We start from the raw sequence: 15,757 nt of genomic DNA on the forward strand, positions 1-15,757 counted from the left end.
TGCCTGAAAGAAAGTCAGCGAAAGCTCGTGATAAATTTGCACAGTTATTTCCGAGCCGGAGCACTAGAATAGCCCCACCTTAGCTGAGCCAGAGCTGTTTATGCCCGAACCGTCAGACATTGATAGGTTGTCAGATCTGCCCCTGAGCGATCTGGTGGCGTGTCATGAGTGCGACCTGTTGATGCGCAAGCCTCGACTGGCCCATGGTGAAAAAGCCGAGTGCCTCCGTTGTGGTTATGAGCTCTATGCTCACCGGCATAATGTAGTTGAACGCAGCCTTGCCTTGGTTATCGCGGCCCTGCTGTTATATGTGCCGGCCAACTTCTTACCCATCATGGAGCTCAATCTGCTTGGGCAGTCCTCCCAGGACACCGTTTGGAGTGGGGTGGTCGGTCTGTTTGATACCGGCATGCAAGGCATCGCGGCAGTAGTGTTCCTATGCAGCATGGGCATTCCACTACTCAAGTTGCTCTGCCAGTTGGTGGTGCTGTTGTCCATTCGCTTGGATTTTGGCCGTAGTTACGGTTTGTTGCTGTATCGCATTTACCACCATCTACGAGACTGGGGGATGCTTGAGGTCTACCTCATGGGCGTGTTGGTGGCCATCGTCAAGTTGGCAGACATGGCGGCCATCACTGTAGGTATTGGCCTGGTGTGCTTCATCAGTTTGTTGCTGGTCCAGGTCTGGCTGGAGGTGGTGATGTCACCCCATCAGATCTGGCAGGCGTTATCAGGAGAAGATGTCCATGCGGGCGATTGATGCAAGGATTCTGATCTGTACGGAGTGCCACGAGTTGAATCGGCAGGATGCTGAGGTCGACAACCAAACCTGTACTCGCTGCGGCGCGCTGGTTCACCCCCGTCGCCCGAACAGCTTGATGCGGACCTGGGCGTTGTTGATCACGGCCGCGATTCTTTATATTCCGGCCAACATGTTGCCGATCATGACTATCAACTCGCTGGGCCAGGGCGCCCCGAGCACCATCATGGCTGGCGTCATCGAGCTGGTTCAACACGGCATGATTCCTATTGCCGCCGTGGTGTTCATCGCCAGCATCGTTGTACCCACTTTCAAACTGGTGGGCATCGCCTTGTTGTTGTTTTCCGTGCAGCGGCATCAGCCTATGTCGGCGCAGCAACGCATCCTTATGTACCGTTTCATCGAGTTCATTGGCCGCTGGTCGATGCTGGATATTTTCGTGATCGCCATTTTGGTGGCCGTGGTGAATTTCGGACGGCTCGCCAGTGTTGAAGCCGGTCTCGGCGCGATCGCTTTCGCCAGCGTAGTGATTTTGACAATGATTGCCGCAGTAACCTTCGATCCCCGACTGATTTGGGATAACACGGAGTCGGATGACGACCATGACTGATTTGCCTACCGCTAAAACTCGACCGGCTTCGAACTGGTCGGCCATCTGGGTCCTGCCGTTGATTGCCTTGATCATCGGCGGCTGGCTTGGCTGGCGGGCTTATAACGAAACCGGAATCGAGATCAACGTGCGCTTTGAGAGCGGAGAGGGCATTCAGGTCAACAAAACCGAAGTCGTTTACAAAGGGATGACGGTCGGCAAAGTGACGGCCCTTACCCTCGATGACGAAGGCAACTCCAAGGGAGTGGTCGCGACCATCGAGATGAACAAGGACGTCGAGCAATACCTCAAGACCGGAACACGTTTCTGGCTGGTCAAGCCGAGCGTGAGCCTGGCCGGGATCACGGGTCTGGAAACCCTGGTATCGGGTAACTATGTGGCTATCAGCCCAGGTGAAGGGGAGTCGACCCGTAAGTTCAAGGCCTTGGCCGAAGAGCCGCCGCTGTCGGACGCCAAGCCGGGTTTGCACCTGACCCTCAAGGCTGATCGGTTGGGTTCGCTGAACCGTGGCAGCCCGGTGTTCTACAAACAGATTCAGGTCGGTCAGGTGAAGAGCTACCTGCTGTCCGAGGATCAGAGCAAGGTCGAGATCAAAATCTTCATCGAGCCGACCTATGCCAGCCTGGTGCGCAAACACACGCGTTTCTGGAACGCCAGTGGCATCAGCATCGATGCCAACCTCTCGGGCGTCAAAGTGCGCAGCGAGTCCCTGGCCAGCATCGTGGCCGGAGGGATTGCCTTCGCCACGCCGGAAAGCCGCAAGGACAGCCCGCCGACGGATCCAAGCCTGCCGTTCCGTCTTTACGAAGACTTTGACGCCGCTGCGGCGGGCATTCGAGTGAAAGTCAAACTCAGCGATTTCGAAGGGTTGCAGGCCGGTCGTACGCCGGTCATGTACAAAGGTATCCAGGTCGGCAGCCTGAAGAACCTCAAGGTCGATCCGGACCTGGCCAGCGCCACGGCTGAATTGACCCTGGACCCCTTGGCCGAAGATTACCTGGTAACCGGCACGCAGTTCTGGGTCGTCAAGCCATCCATCTCCCTGGCAGGTATCACCGGCCTGGAAGCCTTGGTCAAGGGCAATTACATTGCCGTGCGTCCGGGTGACAAGGGCGGCGCGCCGCAACGCGAGTTCGAAGCTCGGGCAAAAGCTCCACCGCTGGACTTGCGTTCCCCGGGGCTGCACCTGGTCCTGCTGACCGAAAACCTCGGATCGCTGGAGGTCGGCAGTCCGATCCTCTACAAGCAGGTCAAGGTCGGGTCGGTGCAGAGCTATCAGTTCTCCCGCAAGAAGAAACAACTGATCATCGGTGTGCACATCGAGAAGGAGTACGAAGGGCTGGTCAACGGCTCGACCCGGTTCTGGAACGCCAGTGGGATCACCCTCACGGGCGGTTTGACGGGCGGGATCCAGGTCAAGAGCGAGTCCCTGCAAAGCCTGATGGCCGGCGGGATTGCCTTTGAAACGCCGGAACCGAATGTGCCGCTGAAAAGACGTATTCCGCGTTTCCGCCTGTTCGCCGATCACGAAGCCGCACAACAGCGAGGCACTGAGGTCACGATCAAGGTTGATCGCGCCGATGGTTTGCGCAGTGGTACACCGATCCGATTCAAAGGATTGGATGTGGGCAAGGTCGAGGATGTTGATCTCAGTGCCGATATGCAATCGGTGCTGCTCACGGCGCGTATCACCGAAGTGCCCGAGCGCATCGCCCGGGTCGGGTCCCAGTTCTGGGTGGTCAAGCCGGAGTTGGGGTTGATGAAGACCTCCAACCTGGAAACGCTGGTCACCGGCCAATACATTGAAGTGCAGCCTTCGGCGAAAAACCTCGGGCCGCAGAAAAACTTCGTGGCCCTGGCCAACCCACCGCAAAGCGCTGTGCCCGAAGCGGGATTGAGCCTGGTGCTGAGCGCGGCCCGCCGCGGTTCGTTGAAGATCGGCGTACCGGTGACCTACCGCGAGATTACGGTGGGCAAGGTCACGGGTTATGAACTGGGCCAGACCGCGGACCGGGTGCTGATCCATATCCTGATCGAGCCCAAGTACGCGCCGCTGGTGCGCAGCGGCACGCGTTTCTGGAATAGCAGTGGCTTCGGTCTGGACTTCGGTCTGTTCAAGGGCGCGACGGTGCGAACCGAGTCGCTTGAAACGCTTATCCAGGGCGGCATTGCGTTTGCAACGCCGGATGGCGAACGAATGGGCAATCCGGCTCGATCGGAGCAGACTTTCCCGCTGTTCGATAAATTCGAAGATGAATGGCTGACCTGGGCGCCGAAGATCAGTCTCGGCAAGTAAGCATAGTGGTCGGCGATACCCGTGGCGAGGGAGCTTGCTCCCGCTGGACCGCGTAGCGGTCCTAAAGCCAGCGGCTGCTGCGCAGCCGAGCGGGAGCAAGCTCCCTCGCCACAGATTATGCATTAACCATGAAAAAGGCCGCGATCCATTAGATCGCGGCCTTTTTCATGCCCGGCTACTCACATCACACCGGATCCAGCTCCGGCTCGTCGGCCTGGACATTCACCGTGGCCTTCACCGCATCGTGACGACGGATGTATTTCCAGTCCGCTTCGTCGATGTAGATACCGTTCGGCCCGCTGCCGCCTTCCAGGTCGATGGCGACACTGGCGCAGACTTGCGGCTTCACACTGGCGAGGATCGGCACGAAGCCCAGTTGCAGGCTGGTTTCCAGCAATGCGGCCTGGTTCTTCTCGTCGATGTCCGCCGCTTCGTCCAGGTAGTACGGCAGGCGCACGCGGCCGGCCTGTTCGCGGTCCATCAGGTGCAGCAACAAGTACATGTTGGTCAGCGCCTTGATGGTCATGGTAGTGCCGTTGGACGCCGCGCCGTCGATGTCGGTGTGGATCACTGGCTGGCCGTTGACCTTGGTGATCTCGAACGCGAGTTCGAACAGGTCCTTGAGGCCGAGCTGGTTGTGGTTCGCCGCCACCAGCCGCGCCAGGTACTCCTTGGCTTCTTCGTTCTTGTTGTCCTGCTCGGCGCTCTGGCTGAGGTCGAACACCGACAGCGTCTCGCCTTCCTCGTACTGGCCGGCACTGTGGATGATCTGGTCGATGTGCTTGAGCGCTTCCTTGTTCGGCGCCAGGACGATGCGGAAGCTCTGCAGGTTGGACACCTGGCGCTTGTTGATTTCGCGGTTGAACAACGCCAGTTGGTGCTCGAGGCTGTCGTAGTCGCTGCGGATGTTGCGCAGGGTCCGGGCGATGTCGGTCACCGCCGCACGGCGCGCCTTGCCCAGGGTCAGGGCTTCGTCGGTGCGGTGGGCATAGGCGTTGATCAGCAGTTGCAGGCGTCGCTCCATGTCGTCTTCGCTGTCGAACTTGGCCACGCCCTTGAGGCGCACCTGGGCATACAGTGCTTCGATCTGGCCGTCGACCCGCAGCAGCCCTTGCCAGCTGTCCTGGTAGTCATTGAGCAGCGGCAGCAGGTTGTCCATGGAATCGTCGACCGGGTCCATGAACGGCGTGCCGAACGGCAGGTCCGCCGGCAGCAGTTGGCGGCGGCGCAGGGCGTCGTCGAGGGTGCGTTGCTTGGCTTCCATGTCGGCGATCTGCCGGCCCACCAACTGCAACTTGGCGGACAACTGCTGGACGCGCTCGGTGAAGGCATCGCTGGAGCGCTTGAGTTCGTCCTGGGCGGCTTCCATTTGCGCCAGCTGTTCGAGCTTCTCGCCTTCCTCGGCGCTCAAGGTCTGGGTACGGCGGAAGTCTTCCAAGGCCTTTTGCGCATCCAGGACCTGCTGGTACAGCGCTTCGGTCTGGGTCTTGCTCGCGGCGCGGTCGGCGGCCACGGCTTGCTGGGTCTTGAGCTGTTTGAGTTCTTTTTCCAGGCGTTCTTTCTGGTCCCGCAGCGCGGCTCGGTCGGCCAGGGCTTGCAGGGCAGGTGGCTCGATGTGGGACAGGTCGATGGACAGGCCCGGCACTTCAAAACGCTCGCCCTTGAAGCCGTCGAGGATCAGCTCCATGGATTTGACCCACTCGCCATTCTCGTCCAGCGCGATGCCGTGTTCGCCCAATGGCAGGCTGAACAGGGCGCTGTTGAACAGGCGCATCAGGCGTTCGACGTCCTGCTGCGAGAACTCTTCCCGCAGGCGGGCGTAGCTGTTGTTGTCGGCGTGATCGAGTTGCTGCTTGACCGACTTCAGGCGTTTTTCCAGATCCCGCAGACGCTCTTCCAGGTCTTCGGCGCTAAATTGCCGGGACTGGGCCAGGGCGCCGGCCAGTTCGTCGTGGGCGTCCTTGGCGGCGAGCAGTTGCTGCTCCAGGACCTTGACGTCATCCACCAGGGCAAACCGATGCTTGAGCACCGACAGCTCGCCGATCCAGCGCTGGATGCCGCTGATTTCCCGTTCCAGGCGCATCAGCTCCTGAGTGCCGCCGCGCTGGTCGTTCTGCAGCGAATCCTGTTCGTTGCGGTAGTGTTCGGCCTGGATGGTCAGCTCTTCCTTGCGGGCACTGGCGTAGTCCGACCAGGTGCCGAGCAACGAGTCGAGCAATGGCGATAGGCGATGCAGTTTGCCGCGCAGAATGTCGCGCTGCTTCACGCCATTGGCCAGGGCTTCCACCAACGGGCCGGCGGCGACCAGGGAGTTGTAGTCCTGCTCCATGCGGCGTACGTCGCGGAAGGCTTCTTCGCACGCGGCGATGTAGTCCACGCTTCCGGAGCGCAGGCTGTGCTCGAACGCGTCGAGGAACAGTTGCTTGAGCTTGGCCGCAGTGATTTCGCGCATGTGCAGCAGGTTGATGAACAGCGCGCGGAAGGTCTTGAGGCTTTGCTCGCTGGTGGAGCGCAGCGGGATCAGTGTCAGGTCCAGCGGAATGGACGTATGACCGCCTACCAACAGCCGCCGCAGTTCATCGGGCTTGAGCTCGTAGGCTTTCAGGCCTTCGCGCTCCAGGTTGGTGAACAACTCTTTCTGCCGCAGGCAGGTGTCATTTTTCTGATAGTGGGCCAGGTCCAGTTTGCCGGCGTAGGCAAAGAACTGGTGACCGAAACCGCCGCCGGGGCCGCGGCCGACCACGCCAATCACGTGCGGGCCGTGGGGCAGGGCGACTTCCACCAGGATGTAGCTGGTGTCCGAGGCAAAGTAGAAACGCCGGGACTGTTCCAGGCTGTACTTGCCGAAGCTCATGTCCGACATGCGCGCCAGGATCGGGAACTGCAAGGCGTTGATCGAGGCGGACTTACCGAGGTTGTTCGCGCCATAGACCGACAGCGGTTCTTCCAGCGGGAACAAACCGAGGCTGTAGCCGGCGGTGTTCAAAAGGGCAAAGCGGCGGATGCCGTAGCGTTCCTTGCTCATGCGTCGGTCTCCTGTTCTTCGGCAATGGCACGGGCCAGTGCGTCTTCTTCGCTTTCACCTTCGAATTCGCTGAGGTCCAGCGGATCATCGGTCTGTAGCAGTTTCTCGTCGCTGTCTTCGTCGATCAGCACCGGCGCGGGCAGCGGCAGCACACTGTGCAGGCTGGCGGCCAGGTCGCGGTCCTGCTGGACCGACAGGCACACGTCGAGGAAGCGATGCATCGGCGGCAGGAAGCGGTACACGCCGTTGTCTTCGCTGGCGAAACCCAGTTGGGTCATGCGCCGCATGATTTTCTCTTCCAGTTCTTCCTGGGTCTGGACTTCGGCCTGGATGAACAGGTCGCGGTATTTTTCCAGCAGCGAAGGCAGCTCATCGCGGCCCAGGCTGCCGCCGTCGAGCACGGCAATCGGGTCGCGGCCCTGGTCGGCCAAGTGCTCGACCAGGATAAAGGTGAACAGGGCCAGGCGCTGGGCGGTCTTGTTCACCGCCGCGGCGGCCAGGTCCGGCACGAAGTAATAGAAGCCACGGGTGTCGCACACCAGTTCGAAGCCCAAGGCCTTGAACAGCGTGCGGTACTGGTCCTGGAAGTTCGACAGTTGCGCGTACAGCTCCGGGTCGCGGCGGCTGACGTGGTAACCCTTGAACAGCTCGCGAAAGATCGGCGCCAGCTGGGACAGTTCGGATAGATCAAGATGCATGGGGGATGCTCGCAGAATCCTCGGCGGCGGTGTCGCCGGCCGAGAGCAGGGCGAAGGAGCGCAGGCTGACCTGATGCTCGTGAGTGTGATAGTCGCGGCGTTCCAGACGCTCGCGCTTGAAACGTTTTTCCCGCGACAGGCGCGAGAACCAGTACAGCAGTTCGTCGGTGGCGCCGTCCGGTTCCTGCTCCAGCAGCCAGGTCATCAGGTCCGGCATCGGCAGGGCGTCTTCGCAACGCTCGACCATCTCGCGCACGGTGCGTGGTGCGCGCGGCGCCTCGCCGCCCTTGTGGGTCTTGTGGGACTTGGGGAAACGCGCCGGTTTCGGTTCGAAGCGGGCCAGGGCATAGACATAGGCTTCGACCTGGCTGGCGCTGCCCAGGAAGGTGCTTTGCGGCCGGGTGAACAGCGGCATGGCGGCCTGCGGTACGGCATCGATGCCTTTGCGCCGAATGGCGGCCAGGGCCAACGCGGCGCCACGGGTCACCGCGTTGTGGCGGCGAGCCTCTTCGCGCAGTGGCAGGAGCAGTTCACGGGCATGGCGCAGGGTCAACTGGGCGCTGGTCTGCATTTCAAGGATGCGCGCGTGGGTGCGCAGCAGCATGTCGTCGTCCACCAGGTGGCCGAGGCGCTGCTGTTCGGTGAGCATGCGCAACAGCACGTTCTCGACCTTGCGCACGCCTTGCTCGAAGGCGCCGTCGGCGTTCACCAGTTGGATCATCGGTTCGACGTATTCGTCCCAGGTCGCCAGCACTTCGGCATAACGCTGACGCAGCGGGATCTGCCGGTCGCTGGTCTTGGCCCGCTCGGCCACGGCCACCAGGGCCTGTTCGTCGTTGGCGAGTTTCTTGAGCACGTCGCGCACGCGCATGTCCAGCAGGCGCAGTTGGCGGGCCAGGTCGTTGCCGTCGCGAATGTCGAAGGCATCCTGGATATAGCCGGCCAGGCGCTCGAGATGGCGTAGGTAGGCTTCGATCTCCAGGCACAGGCCCAGGCGGTGTTCGCGGCGCAGGTAGGCGAGGAAGTCATGGATCTGGGCGTTGAGCTCGAAGCGGTTCGGGCTCTTCGCCACCGGTACGAGAATGTCCAGGCGGATCCACACATCCAGCAGGCTGGTGATGTCCTGGGGCGTGCTGTCCAGTTGTTGGGCGGCCAGCTGTGAACGCAATTCGTTGAGGCTCAGGGTGCCCTGGTCGAAGTGCTCGCACAAAGGTTCCAGCAATGCCCAGTGTTCAGCGAGGGCGCGCAAGACGCGCTTGGGTTCGATCATCGCAATGGCCGTCGGGTTGGCAATTAAAAGCGGCGATTGTACTGCATCGAGCCGGTTGCGATTCACCCCTTGGACGGACTGTCGTTCGCTATCGATCAACTATTGGCTCAACAGGGAAGCGATCCGCCTCGAAGGGCGGTAGAATCCCTCCCACTTTCAGTTATCCACAAGTGGCCGACCCTTGCTTATCGAGTCCCGTCGCCGCGCCTATCTGACCGCCATGCAGGTGGTCAACTGGCTGCCGCGTACCGAATTGCCGTTCGCCGCCCCGTCGCGGCCCGAGCTGTTGGAAGCGCCCGAACCGGTAGAGAGTGTGCCGGTCGTGACGGCGCCCGTGGCCAAGACCGTGGCCGAACCGGTGGCCGAGCGGCCGAAAGTCGAGGTGCCACGCCCGAGCCTGGCCTCGACCCGTACCAACGCCAAGCCGGTGGAGGAGGCCGATGAAAAGCCGGCCCCGGTCAAGGCCCCCTACGTCGCACCGCCGCGTTTCGCCCTTCAGTTGTTGCGGGCGGGACGTTGCCTGCTGTTGGTGGAGTTGCCCACGGGTGAGCCGTTCCAAAGCCGCGATCCGGCCTACTTGCTGCTCAAGGACATGCTGCGCGCCGCCGGTCTGCCGGATAGCCCGCAGATCATCGGCGAGCCGGTGCGCTGGCCGCTGTTGTCGCGCGGCACCCTGGACCAGGGACCCGAAGCAGCGCGGGATTTTGTCCAGGGGTTCGTTTCGGCGCGCCTCGAAGACGAGCCCTGCGTGTGCCTGTGGCTGATCGGCCTGCCGGCGGTGAAGTTTGCCGGCGAGGCGGATGCCGAGGCGTTCAATCGTGAACTGCAGGTCGAAGGCCTGGGCTCGGCCTGGGCGTTGCCCGGGTTGGAACTGTTAATGGAAACGCCACAGCGCAAGGCTGATGTCTGGCAAGCCATGCGCCGGCTGATGGCGCGCTGGAAAGAATCGAATGAGTGACGCTTTATCGTTCCGCCCGATGACCGAGGCGGACCTCGACGCTGTGCTGAAAATCGAATATGCGGCCTACAGCCATCCCTGGACCCGCGGGATCTTTCTCGACGGGCTGGGCAAATACCAGATCTGGCTGATGTTCGAAGGCCAGCAGCAAGTGGGTCATGGCGTGGTGCAGATCATCCTGGATGAGGCGCACCTGCTCAATATCACCGTCAAACCGGAAAACCAGGGCCGTGGCCTGGGTCTGCGCCTGTTGGAGCACTTGATGTCGATTGCCTACAAGGCCGAGGCCCGAGAGTGCTTCCTGGAAGTGCGAGACAGCAACCGCACGGCGTTCCGGCTGTATGAGCGCTATGGCTTCAATGAAGTGGGCCGGCGCCGGGATTACTACCCGGCGGTGGGCGGGCGTGAGGATGCGGTGGTCATGGCCTGCACGTTGGTGGACTGAAGCACCGCGACCCCATGTGGGAGCGAGCTTGCTCGCGAAGCCGGCGGTACATTCGACATCGATGCAAACTGATCTACCGCTATCGCGAGCAAGCTCCCACTGGGTCGGCTCAATGCTTGCCATCCAGAGGATCGATATCGGCCATTTCCGCCTCGTCCAGCCCATCGCCCCCGCCAATATCATTTTCACCCACCACGCTCAGGTCCCAGTCCGCCTGTTCGTCGTCCCCGACCTCGTGGGCGTCCCGGGCGCCGTCTTCGCGAATGAGGGTTCCCGGGCTCATGTCGTCGTCGGTCGATTCGTGATCATCCGTCGAAGCCCCGGTCATCCCGGCTTCTCGGACGCGTTCGCGAGGCATCAGGTGCTCGCGTTCGTTTTCCGGCAGTTCGTCACCGATCTTCGCGCTGGGTTCATCTTCGTCGAACTCCAGTTCATGCATCGAGCCCATGCGATCTTCATTGTCGTCGATGGGTTCCGGTTGCACCGCATCGAAAGGGCGTCGTGAATCATTCATGGTAATTCCTCATACTGTGGGCCTTACTGGTGTCGACCGGCAGCGCATCCAGGAATTCCAATGCATCGCCGACGTGACCTTGACCGACGGTCGTTTGTCATAGTTGCGCACTCTCAATCGAGGCTAGACAGCATGAACGAATTACAAGATCTGATTGATAACAACGCGCGTTGGGCCGATGCGATCAAGCAGGAAGATCCTGACTTCTTCTCCAAGCTGGCTCGTCAGCAAACCCCGGAGTACCTGTGGATTGGCTGTTCCGATGCGCGGGTGCCGGCCAACGAGATCGTTGGCATGCTGCCGGGCGATCTGTTCGTACACCGCAATGTGGCCAACGTAGTGTTGCACACGGACCTCAACTGCCTGTCGGTGATCCAATACGCGGTGGACGTGCTCAAGGTCAAACACATCCTGGTCACCGGCCATTATGGCTGTGGCGGTGTGCGTGCTTCGATGCAGGACCGGCAACTGGGCCTGATCGACGGCTGGCTGCGCTCGATTCGCGACCTGTACTACGAGCATCGCGAGGCCTTGGGCCAATTGCCGACCGAGGAGGAACGTGTCGACCGCTTGTGCGAGCTGAACGTGATCCAGCAGGTGGCCAACGTCGGCCATACCAGCATCGTGCAGAACGCCTGGCACCGCGGGCAGAAACTGTCGATCCATGGCTGCATCTACGGCATCAAGGACGGACGCTGGAAGAGCCTGGACACCACGATCAGCGGTTTCGAACAACTGCCGCCGCAGTATCGGCTGCGACCGGTCGGCGCGCCCTGAGTCCGGTTCGTCAGTCGCGGTGACATTGACGGCGCCAGTGCCGTAGAAACTTCATTCCCTGTTCATTGGGCGGTTCGTCATAGCCGGTAATCCAGCCATGACAGTTGTACGAACCGCACCGGCAGGCGAACTGTCGATACAGTTTCTGTTCGGTACTGGCGTAGTCCATCGTCAGGCAGTCGCCTTCATCGATACGGGCCAGTGACCACAGCCACAATTCGCTCATGTCGAGGAAGACATTCGGGTTGCAGGAGTGCAGCAGCAATCCGGCGAAGCGTGGGTCATACATGTGCACGTCCGGCAGGATCTGCAACGTGTGCAGGCGCCGTCGGCTCACCAACAGCCCCGAAACCCTGCACATCCTTGTCATGGGAGCGAATGGTTTACGGGCGATGATGCCGTTGCCGCGGCCGTCGGTCGTGTGATGCACCTCGAAGTCGCGCACCGAGGGGTAGCCCAAGCGGGTGCTGAGTTGTTTTTCCGGGTAGATGCAATCCCGGTGCTGTGAATAGGCGCTATCTGTGATGAACGTGGTCATGACAGTCCTTGTCGGTGCTAAACACTCGACTTGCTGGCGCTGGCGATCCTGCCGGCGGTCGTTGAAAAAACCTTGATAGCTTCGCCCAAGTCGGGGGCGTCATCTACTGTCGACTCTGACAGGTGCCAAAGGCGCTTTCCCGCGTCAGCGCCAGCCTACGCGGGAAGACGCCTCAAGGTTTAGACCGCCTCGGCTGGCAGCGGCATGGGTACCTTCAGTTGTGGAAGTTGCGACTTGATCGCCGGTGTTTCGCATTTTTTCGCTGCGTCTTCCTCGCTCAGTTTCCGAACCGAGGTGTAGAACAACTCGCAGGTTTTCTCCTTCTGCGTGACCTGCCAGGTCTGCGTGCACTGGTTCAGCAGGGTGTTCGGGTCGGTGCCCGGCTTACTGCCCATGCCGGCCTGCCAGCATGCAGCACTCAGGTCCTGGCCCATGACTTTCAGGCCGGCGGCATCAGCCTTGGCTTCGTCGCCGTCGTAGTTGTCCTTGTCGGCGGCGTACCAGATGTAGCTCGGATGGTTGGAGCCCAGGACCGGAACCTTGACCCCGCTACCGGTTGTGATGGTCGCCAGGCTGAGCACATTCACGGTCTGGCCGTACTGAGTCTTGATCCAGTTCCGAACGGGCGCTCCGAAGGCGACCATCGGCAATGCGGCGCCGCTGGCGGTTTGGGTGACTTGTGTGACCATGGTGGTTTGGTAATCGTTGAAGTAGCTATAGAGCCCCTCCAATGTGCTACCAGCATTGGACGGCGCTGCGATGGGCGCAATGTCGATGATGGTCTGGTAGGCCGGCGTCTGTTCAACCGCAATGCCGTTGACGGTCAGCAGTGTGGCCCAACGATCGGTGGTCGCCGACTCCAGGTAGTCCTGGGCCTGGGTCAGGGAGTAATCCGGCGGGAAGTGCAGCAACTCGACACTCTTGCGGTTTTCCAGGGCCATGCCCAGCGGCAGGAACAGGTACCAGTTATAGGACCATTTCTTGTCGCTGTTGAGTTTGGATGCGCCGTTGTACGCCAGGTCCCCGGCGTCAAGCAGGGCCTTGAGCGGTTGGCCGTAGCTGTTCGGTACGCCACTGATGCTGGCATAGACCTTGTCATTATCGATTTTGACGTGGACCTTGGCCGTGCCGTAGCCGTCGCGCTGCACGCTTTGGGTCAGGTAGTGCTCGACGGTCTGCTCCAGGGTCCAGTCGCGAAAGCAGATGACGTTGCAGTTGTTGGGGTAGGCGAAGAGTCGAGTGACGCGTTCGGTGCTGCCCAGTTGTACGTCAATGTCGGTGGCGTGGGCGGCGGCACTGAAGGCCAGGGCGGCAAAAGAAAGTACGGCGAGTTTGGACATGCTCAGATCCTTTTCAGCGTGTGGGCCCCTCAAAACAGGGCGCATCCATACTGAAACAGACCGGGCCGAAGAAGAAGTGGGCCGATGGAAATTTCGGCCCTTTTTTATGGCTTTATGGCATCACTGGCGGCAAATAACTCAATGTCGTCCCCAGCGCCCATAGCAGCACCAGCACCAACGGCGTATGCACCAGCAACTGCACGAAGGAAAAACCGATCAGGTCCCTGGCCTTCAGCCCCAGGACCCCGAGCAACGGCAGCATGTAGAAGGGGTTGATAAGGTTCGGCAGCGCTTCGGCGGCGTTATAGATCTGCACCGCCCAGCCCAGGTGATAGTTCAGGTCGTTGGCCACCTGCATGACGTAAGGCGCCTCAATGATCCACTTGCCGCCGCCAGAAGGAATGAAAAAGCCCAGTACCGCCGAATAGACACCCATCAACAGGGCGTAGGTGTCATGGGAGGCGATTTGTACGAAAAAGGTCGAGATGTGGTGGGCCAGGGTCTGGGCATCGCTGCCTTTGACCGTGGTCAGCAACGCGGCGATCGAGCCGTACAATGGAAACTGGATCAACACGCCGGTGGTCGTCGGCACTGCACGGGCCACGGCGTCGAGAAAGCTGCGCGGCCGCCAGTGCAGCAAGGCGCCCAGCATGATGAACAGGAAGTTATAGGTGTTGAGCCCGGAAATGGCACTGATCGCAGGCTTGCTCGAAAACTCGTGGAACAGCCAGCCGGCCGCCAGCAGCACCAGGGCGATGATCAACAGTGGACTGTGTTCCAGCCATTCCCCTGGGCGGGTACGGGGCTGCAGCGCCGGCATGCTGAAACTGGGGTCGATACCACAAGCGGCGGCGTCACGGGCACTGTTCGGCCCGGGAGCGGTGGCGTAGGCGACGATCAGGGAAATCACGATCAGCGCCAGCAACATGACCCCGGACTGCCAGAGAAAAATGGTCTGGGTAAAGGGAATGACGCCAGTAATCGACAGGATCGAAGGCGGGAGGCTGGCCGGGTTGGCCTGCAATTGCGCTGCCGAAGAAGACAAGCCCAGGGCCCACACTGCGCCCAGGCCCAGGTAAGCAGCGGCCCCGGCGGCGCGATAGTCCATTTTCAAGTCGGTGCGCCGGGCGAGGGCGCGCACCAGCAAACCGCCAAACACCAACGACAGGCCCCAGTTGAGCAACGACGCGACCATGGAGATCAGCGCCACCCAGGCCACGGCGGAGCGACCGTTGGTCGGAATCCGTGCCAGGCGGTCAATCAATTTGACGGCCGGTGGCGAACTGGCGACCACGTATCCGCCGATCACCACGAAGGCCATTTGCATGGTGAACGGGATCAGGCTCCAGAAGCCGTCGCCGAACGCCATGGCCGCCGCCGTGGGCGTGGCGCCGATAAATTGTGTCGCCACGGCGACCACCAGCACCGCCAGCGCGGCGAAGACCCAGGAGTCGGGAAACCAGCGTTCGGCGAAACTGGAACAGCGCAAGGCGAAGCGGGCGGAACGGCTGTCTTCGATGTCGGTGGTCACGGCAATTACCTCGTTTTTATGGTTATGGGTATTGATGGCGGCAAAGGCTTCAAGGCTCAGGCGCAACAGTAGAACAATCCAGTGACCATGGGAGGCTTATCGGGTTCGAGGGTGTCCTGGAATATTTTCATTGGTGGCTCCAGGCGCTCTTTAGAAAAAAATCGCCGGGCCGATGGCAAGGGAACAGCATTTAATTTTCCTGCTGTCGGAGCTGCCCATGTTCAACAACCGCCTGAAGCAGGAGCTGCTGGCTCTTCGCCAAGAACTGTCCAGCCTTGTGCAAGTCAAGGAAAGCCTGGATCGCGAAATGCTTGGCCTCACCCTGGACGCCGATGGACGGATTCAATCGGTCAATCAGAATTTTCTCGACGAGATGCGCTACAAGAGCCAGGACTTGATTGGCCGGGCTGTGGATGAGCTGGTCCCTGGGTATTTGAAAACCAATGAGTTCCAGGTTCGCTTCAAGTCGGCGTTGACCCGTGGCGAGCACTTTTCCGGTGCCGTGCGCCTGCTGCGAGGCAATGGCCAGGAAGCCTGGCTGCGTTCGATCCTCCAGCCCGTACGAGGGGCTGACGGGCGGGTTCGCTTTTTTTCGATGTACTCCAATGACCTGACCCGCACCATCGAGGCGTCCCGCGAGCATGAAAACCTCATTGGCGCGTTGGTGCGTTCAACGGCGGTGATCGAATTCGATCTGGGCGGTCACGTACTGACGGCCAATGATCGTTTCCTCAACGCCATGGGTTACAGCCTTGCGCAAATCAAGGGCAAGCATCACCGCATGTTTTGTGAACCTGAGGAATACAACAGCGCGGCCTACGAGCAGTTCTGGAGGCGCCTGAACAGTGGTGAATTCGTGGCCGGCCGCTTCAAGCGTATCGACAGCAGTGGTCGTGAGGTCTGGCTGGAAGCCTCCTACAACCCGGTGCTCGATGCCAATGAGCGGCTTTACAAGGTGGTCAAGTTCGCCACCAACATCACCGACCAAGTCAACC

The 15,757-nt window shown here is 60.8% G+C and carries 13 protein-coding genes and 1 pseudogene; 7 read left to right on the plus strand and 7 right to left on the minus strand.

Going from position 1 to position 15,757, the window contains the following annotated elements:
* Window positions 1–100: 100 nt before the first annotated feature.
* The 3 genes from V7773_RS02900 to V7773_RS02910 are packed head-to-tail and all read left to right on the plus strand — an operon-like array spanning window position 101 to window position 3,666.
* Window positions 101–760 carry a paraquat-inducible protein A gene (locus tag V7773_RS02900; protein ID WP_336072319.1) on the plus strand — a complete coding sequence of 220 codons (660 nt, stop codon included), beginning with the start codon at window positions 101–103 and terminating at the stop codon, window positions 758–760.
* Entirely contained in the window at window positions 747–1,370 is a 624-nt protein-coding gene (locus V7773_RS02905) for a paraquat-inducible protein A (protein ID WP_336072320.1), read from the plus strand. Before V7773_RS02900 ends, V7773_RS02905 begins: the two co-directional genes overlap by 14 nt.
* A complete protein-coding gene (locus V7773_RS02910) occupies window positions 1,363–3,666 on the plus strand; it encodes a PqiB family protein (RefSeq protein ID WP_336072321.1) in 2,304 nt (767 codons plus the stop codon). Before V7773_RS02905 ends, V7773_RS02910 begins: the two co-directional genes overlap by 8 nt.
* Before the next feature lie 184 nt (window positions 3,667–3,850).
* Here V7773_RS02910 and mksF read toward each other — a convergent pair whose 3' ends face one another.
* Genes mksF through mksB form a run of 3 tightly spaced genes read right to left on the minus strand, consistent with a single transcriptional unit; the run spans window position 3,851 to window position 8,659 of the window.
* The gene (mksF, locus tag V7773_RS02915) at window positions 3,851–6,691 is read right to left on the minus strand and encodes an Mks condensin complex protein MksF (RefSeq protein WP_336072322.1); all 2,841 of its coding nucleotides are present in this window, start codon (window positions 6,689–6,691) and stop codon (window positions 3,851–3,853) included.
* Window positions 6,688–7,389 (minus strand): Mks condensin complex protein MksE, encoded by a 702-nt coding sequence (gene mksE, locus V7773_RS02920; protein WP_063324364.1) that lies wholly within the window; start codon window positions 7,387–7,389, stop codon window positions 6,688–6,690. Before mksE ends, mksF begins: the two co-directional genes overlap by 4 nt.
* Window positions 7,379–8,659, minus strand: coding sequence for an Mks condensin complex protein MksB (gene mksB / locus V7773_RS02925; RefSeq protein WP_063325220.1), 1,281 nt, complete (start codon window positions 8,657–8,659; stop codon window positions 7,379–7,381). The genes mksE and mksB overlap by 11 nt, the downstream gene beginning before the upstream one ends.
* A 181-nt stretch (window positions 8,660–8,840) precedes the next feature.
* Here mksB and V7773_RS02930 point away from each other — a divergent pair, with 181 nt between their 5' ends.
* Both V7773_RS02930 and rimI read left to right on the plus strand, forming a co-directional pair.
* Complete coding sequence (locus V7773_RS02930) at window positions 8,841–9,617, plus strand: energy transducer TonB (RefSeq protein ID WP_336072323.1); 777 nt, start codon at window positions 8,841–8,843, stop codon at window positions 9,615–9,617.
* Entirely contained in the window at window positions 9,610–10,062 is a 453-nt protein-coding gene (gene rimI, locus V7773_RS02935; RefSeq protein ID WP_336072324.1) for a ribosomal protein S18-alanine N-acetyltransferase, read from the plus strand. Before V7773_RS02930 ends, rimI begins: the two co-directional genes overlap by 8 nt.
* A 109-nt stretch (window positions 10,063–10,171) precedes the next feature.
* Here the strand turns inward: rimI and V7773_RS02940 are convergent, their stop codons facing one another.
* Complete coding sequence (locus V7773_RS02940) at window positions 10,172–10,576, minus strand: serine kinase/phosphatase (RefSeq protein WP_336072325.1); 405 nt, start codon at window positions 10,574–10,576, stop codon at window positions 10,172–10,174.
* A gap of 132 nt (window positions 10,577–10,708) precedes the next feature.
* On the opposite strand from V7773_RS02940, the gene can reads away from it, so the two are divergent.
* Window positions 10,709–11,353 carry a carbonate dehydratase gene (gene can / locus V7773_RS02945; RefSeq protein ID WP_058546018.1) on the plus strand — a complete coding sequence of 215 codons (645 nt, stop codon included), beginning with the start codon at window positions 10,709–10,711 and terminating at the stop codon, window positions 11,351–11,353.
* 10 nt (window positions 11,354–11,363) lie between these two features.
* Here the strand turns inward: can and V7773_RS02950 are convergent, their stop codons facing one another.
* The 3 genes from V7773_RS02950 to V7773_RS02960 all read right to left on the minus strand — a co-directional run bounded on the left by V7773_RS02950 (window position 11,364) and on the right by V7773_RS02960 (window position 14,762).
* Window positions 11,364–11,891: a lysine methyltransferase gene (locus V7773_RS02950; protein WP_336072326.1), complete on the minus strand. Its 528-nt coding sequence runs from the start codon at window positions 11,889–11,891 to the stop codon at window positions 11,364–11,366.
* Window positions 11,892–12,070: 179 nt separating this feature from the next.
* The gene (locus V7773_RS02955) at window positions 12,071–13,231 is read right to left on the minus strand and encodes a hypothetical protein (RefSeq protein WP_336072327.1); all 1,161 of its coding nucleotides are present in this window, start codon (window positions 13,229–13,231) and stop codon (window positions 12,071–12,073) included.
* A 112-nt stretch (window positions 13,232–13,343) separates the two neighbouring features.
* Window positions 13,344–14,762 (minus strand): short-chain fatty acid transporter, encoded by a 1,419-nt coding sequence (locus V7773_RS02960; RefSeq protein ID WP_336072415.1) that lies wholly within the window; start codon window positions 14,760–14,762, stop codon window positions 13,344–13,346.
* Window positions 14,763–15,069: 307 nt separating this feature from the next.
* Between V7773_RS02960 and V7773_RS30355 the strand changes: the two are divergent.
* Window positions 15,070–15,756, plus strand: a pseudogene (locus V7773_RS30355) (PAS domain-containing protein); the annotation flags it as partial.
* Window position 15,757 lies beyond the last annotated feature (1 nt).

It is taken from the genome of Pseudomonas sp. 3JA (assembly GCF_036961705.1).
GTDB classification, from domain to species: Bacteria; Pseudomonadota; Gammaproteobacteria; order Pseudomonadales; family Pseudomonadaceae; genus Aquipseudomonas; species Aquipseudomonas fluorescens_Q.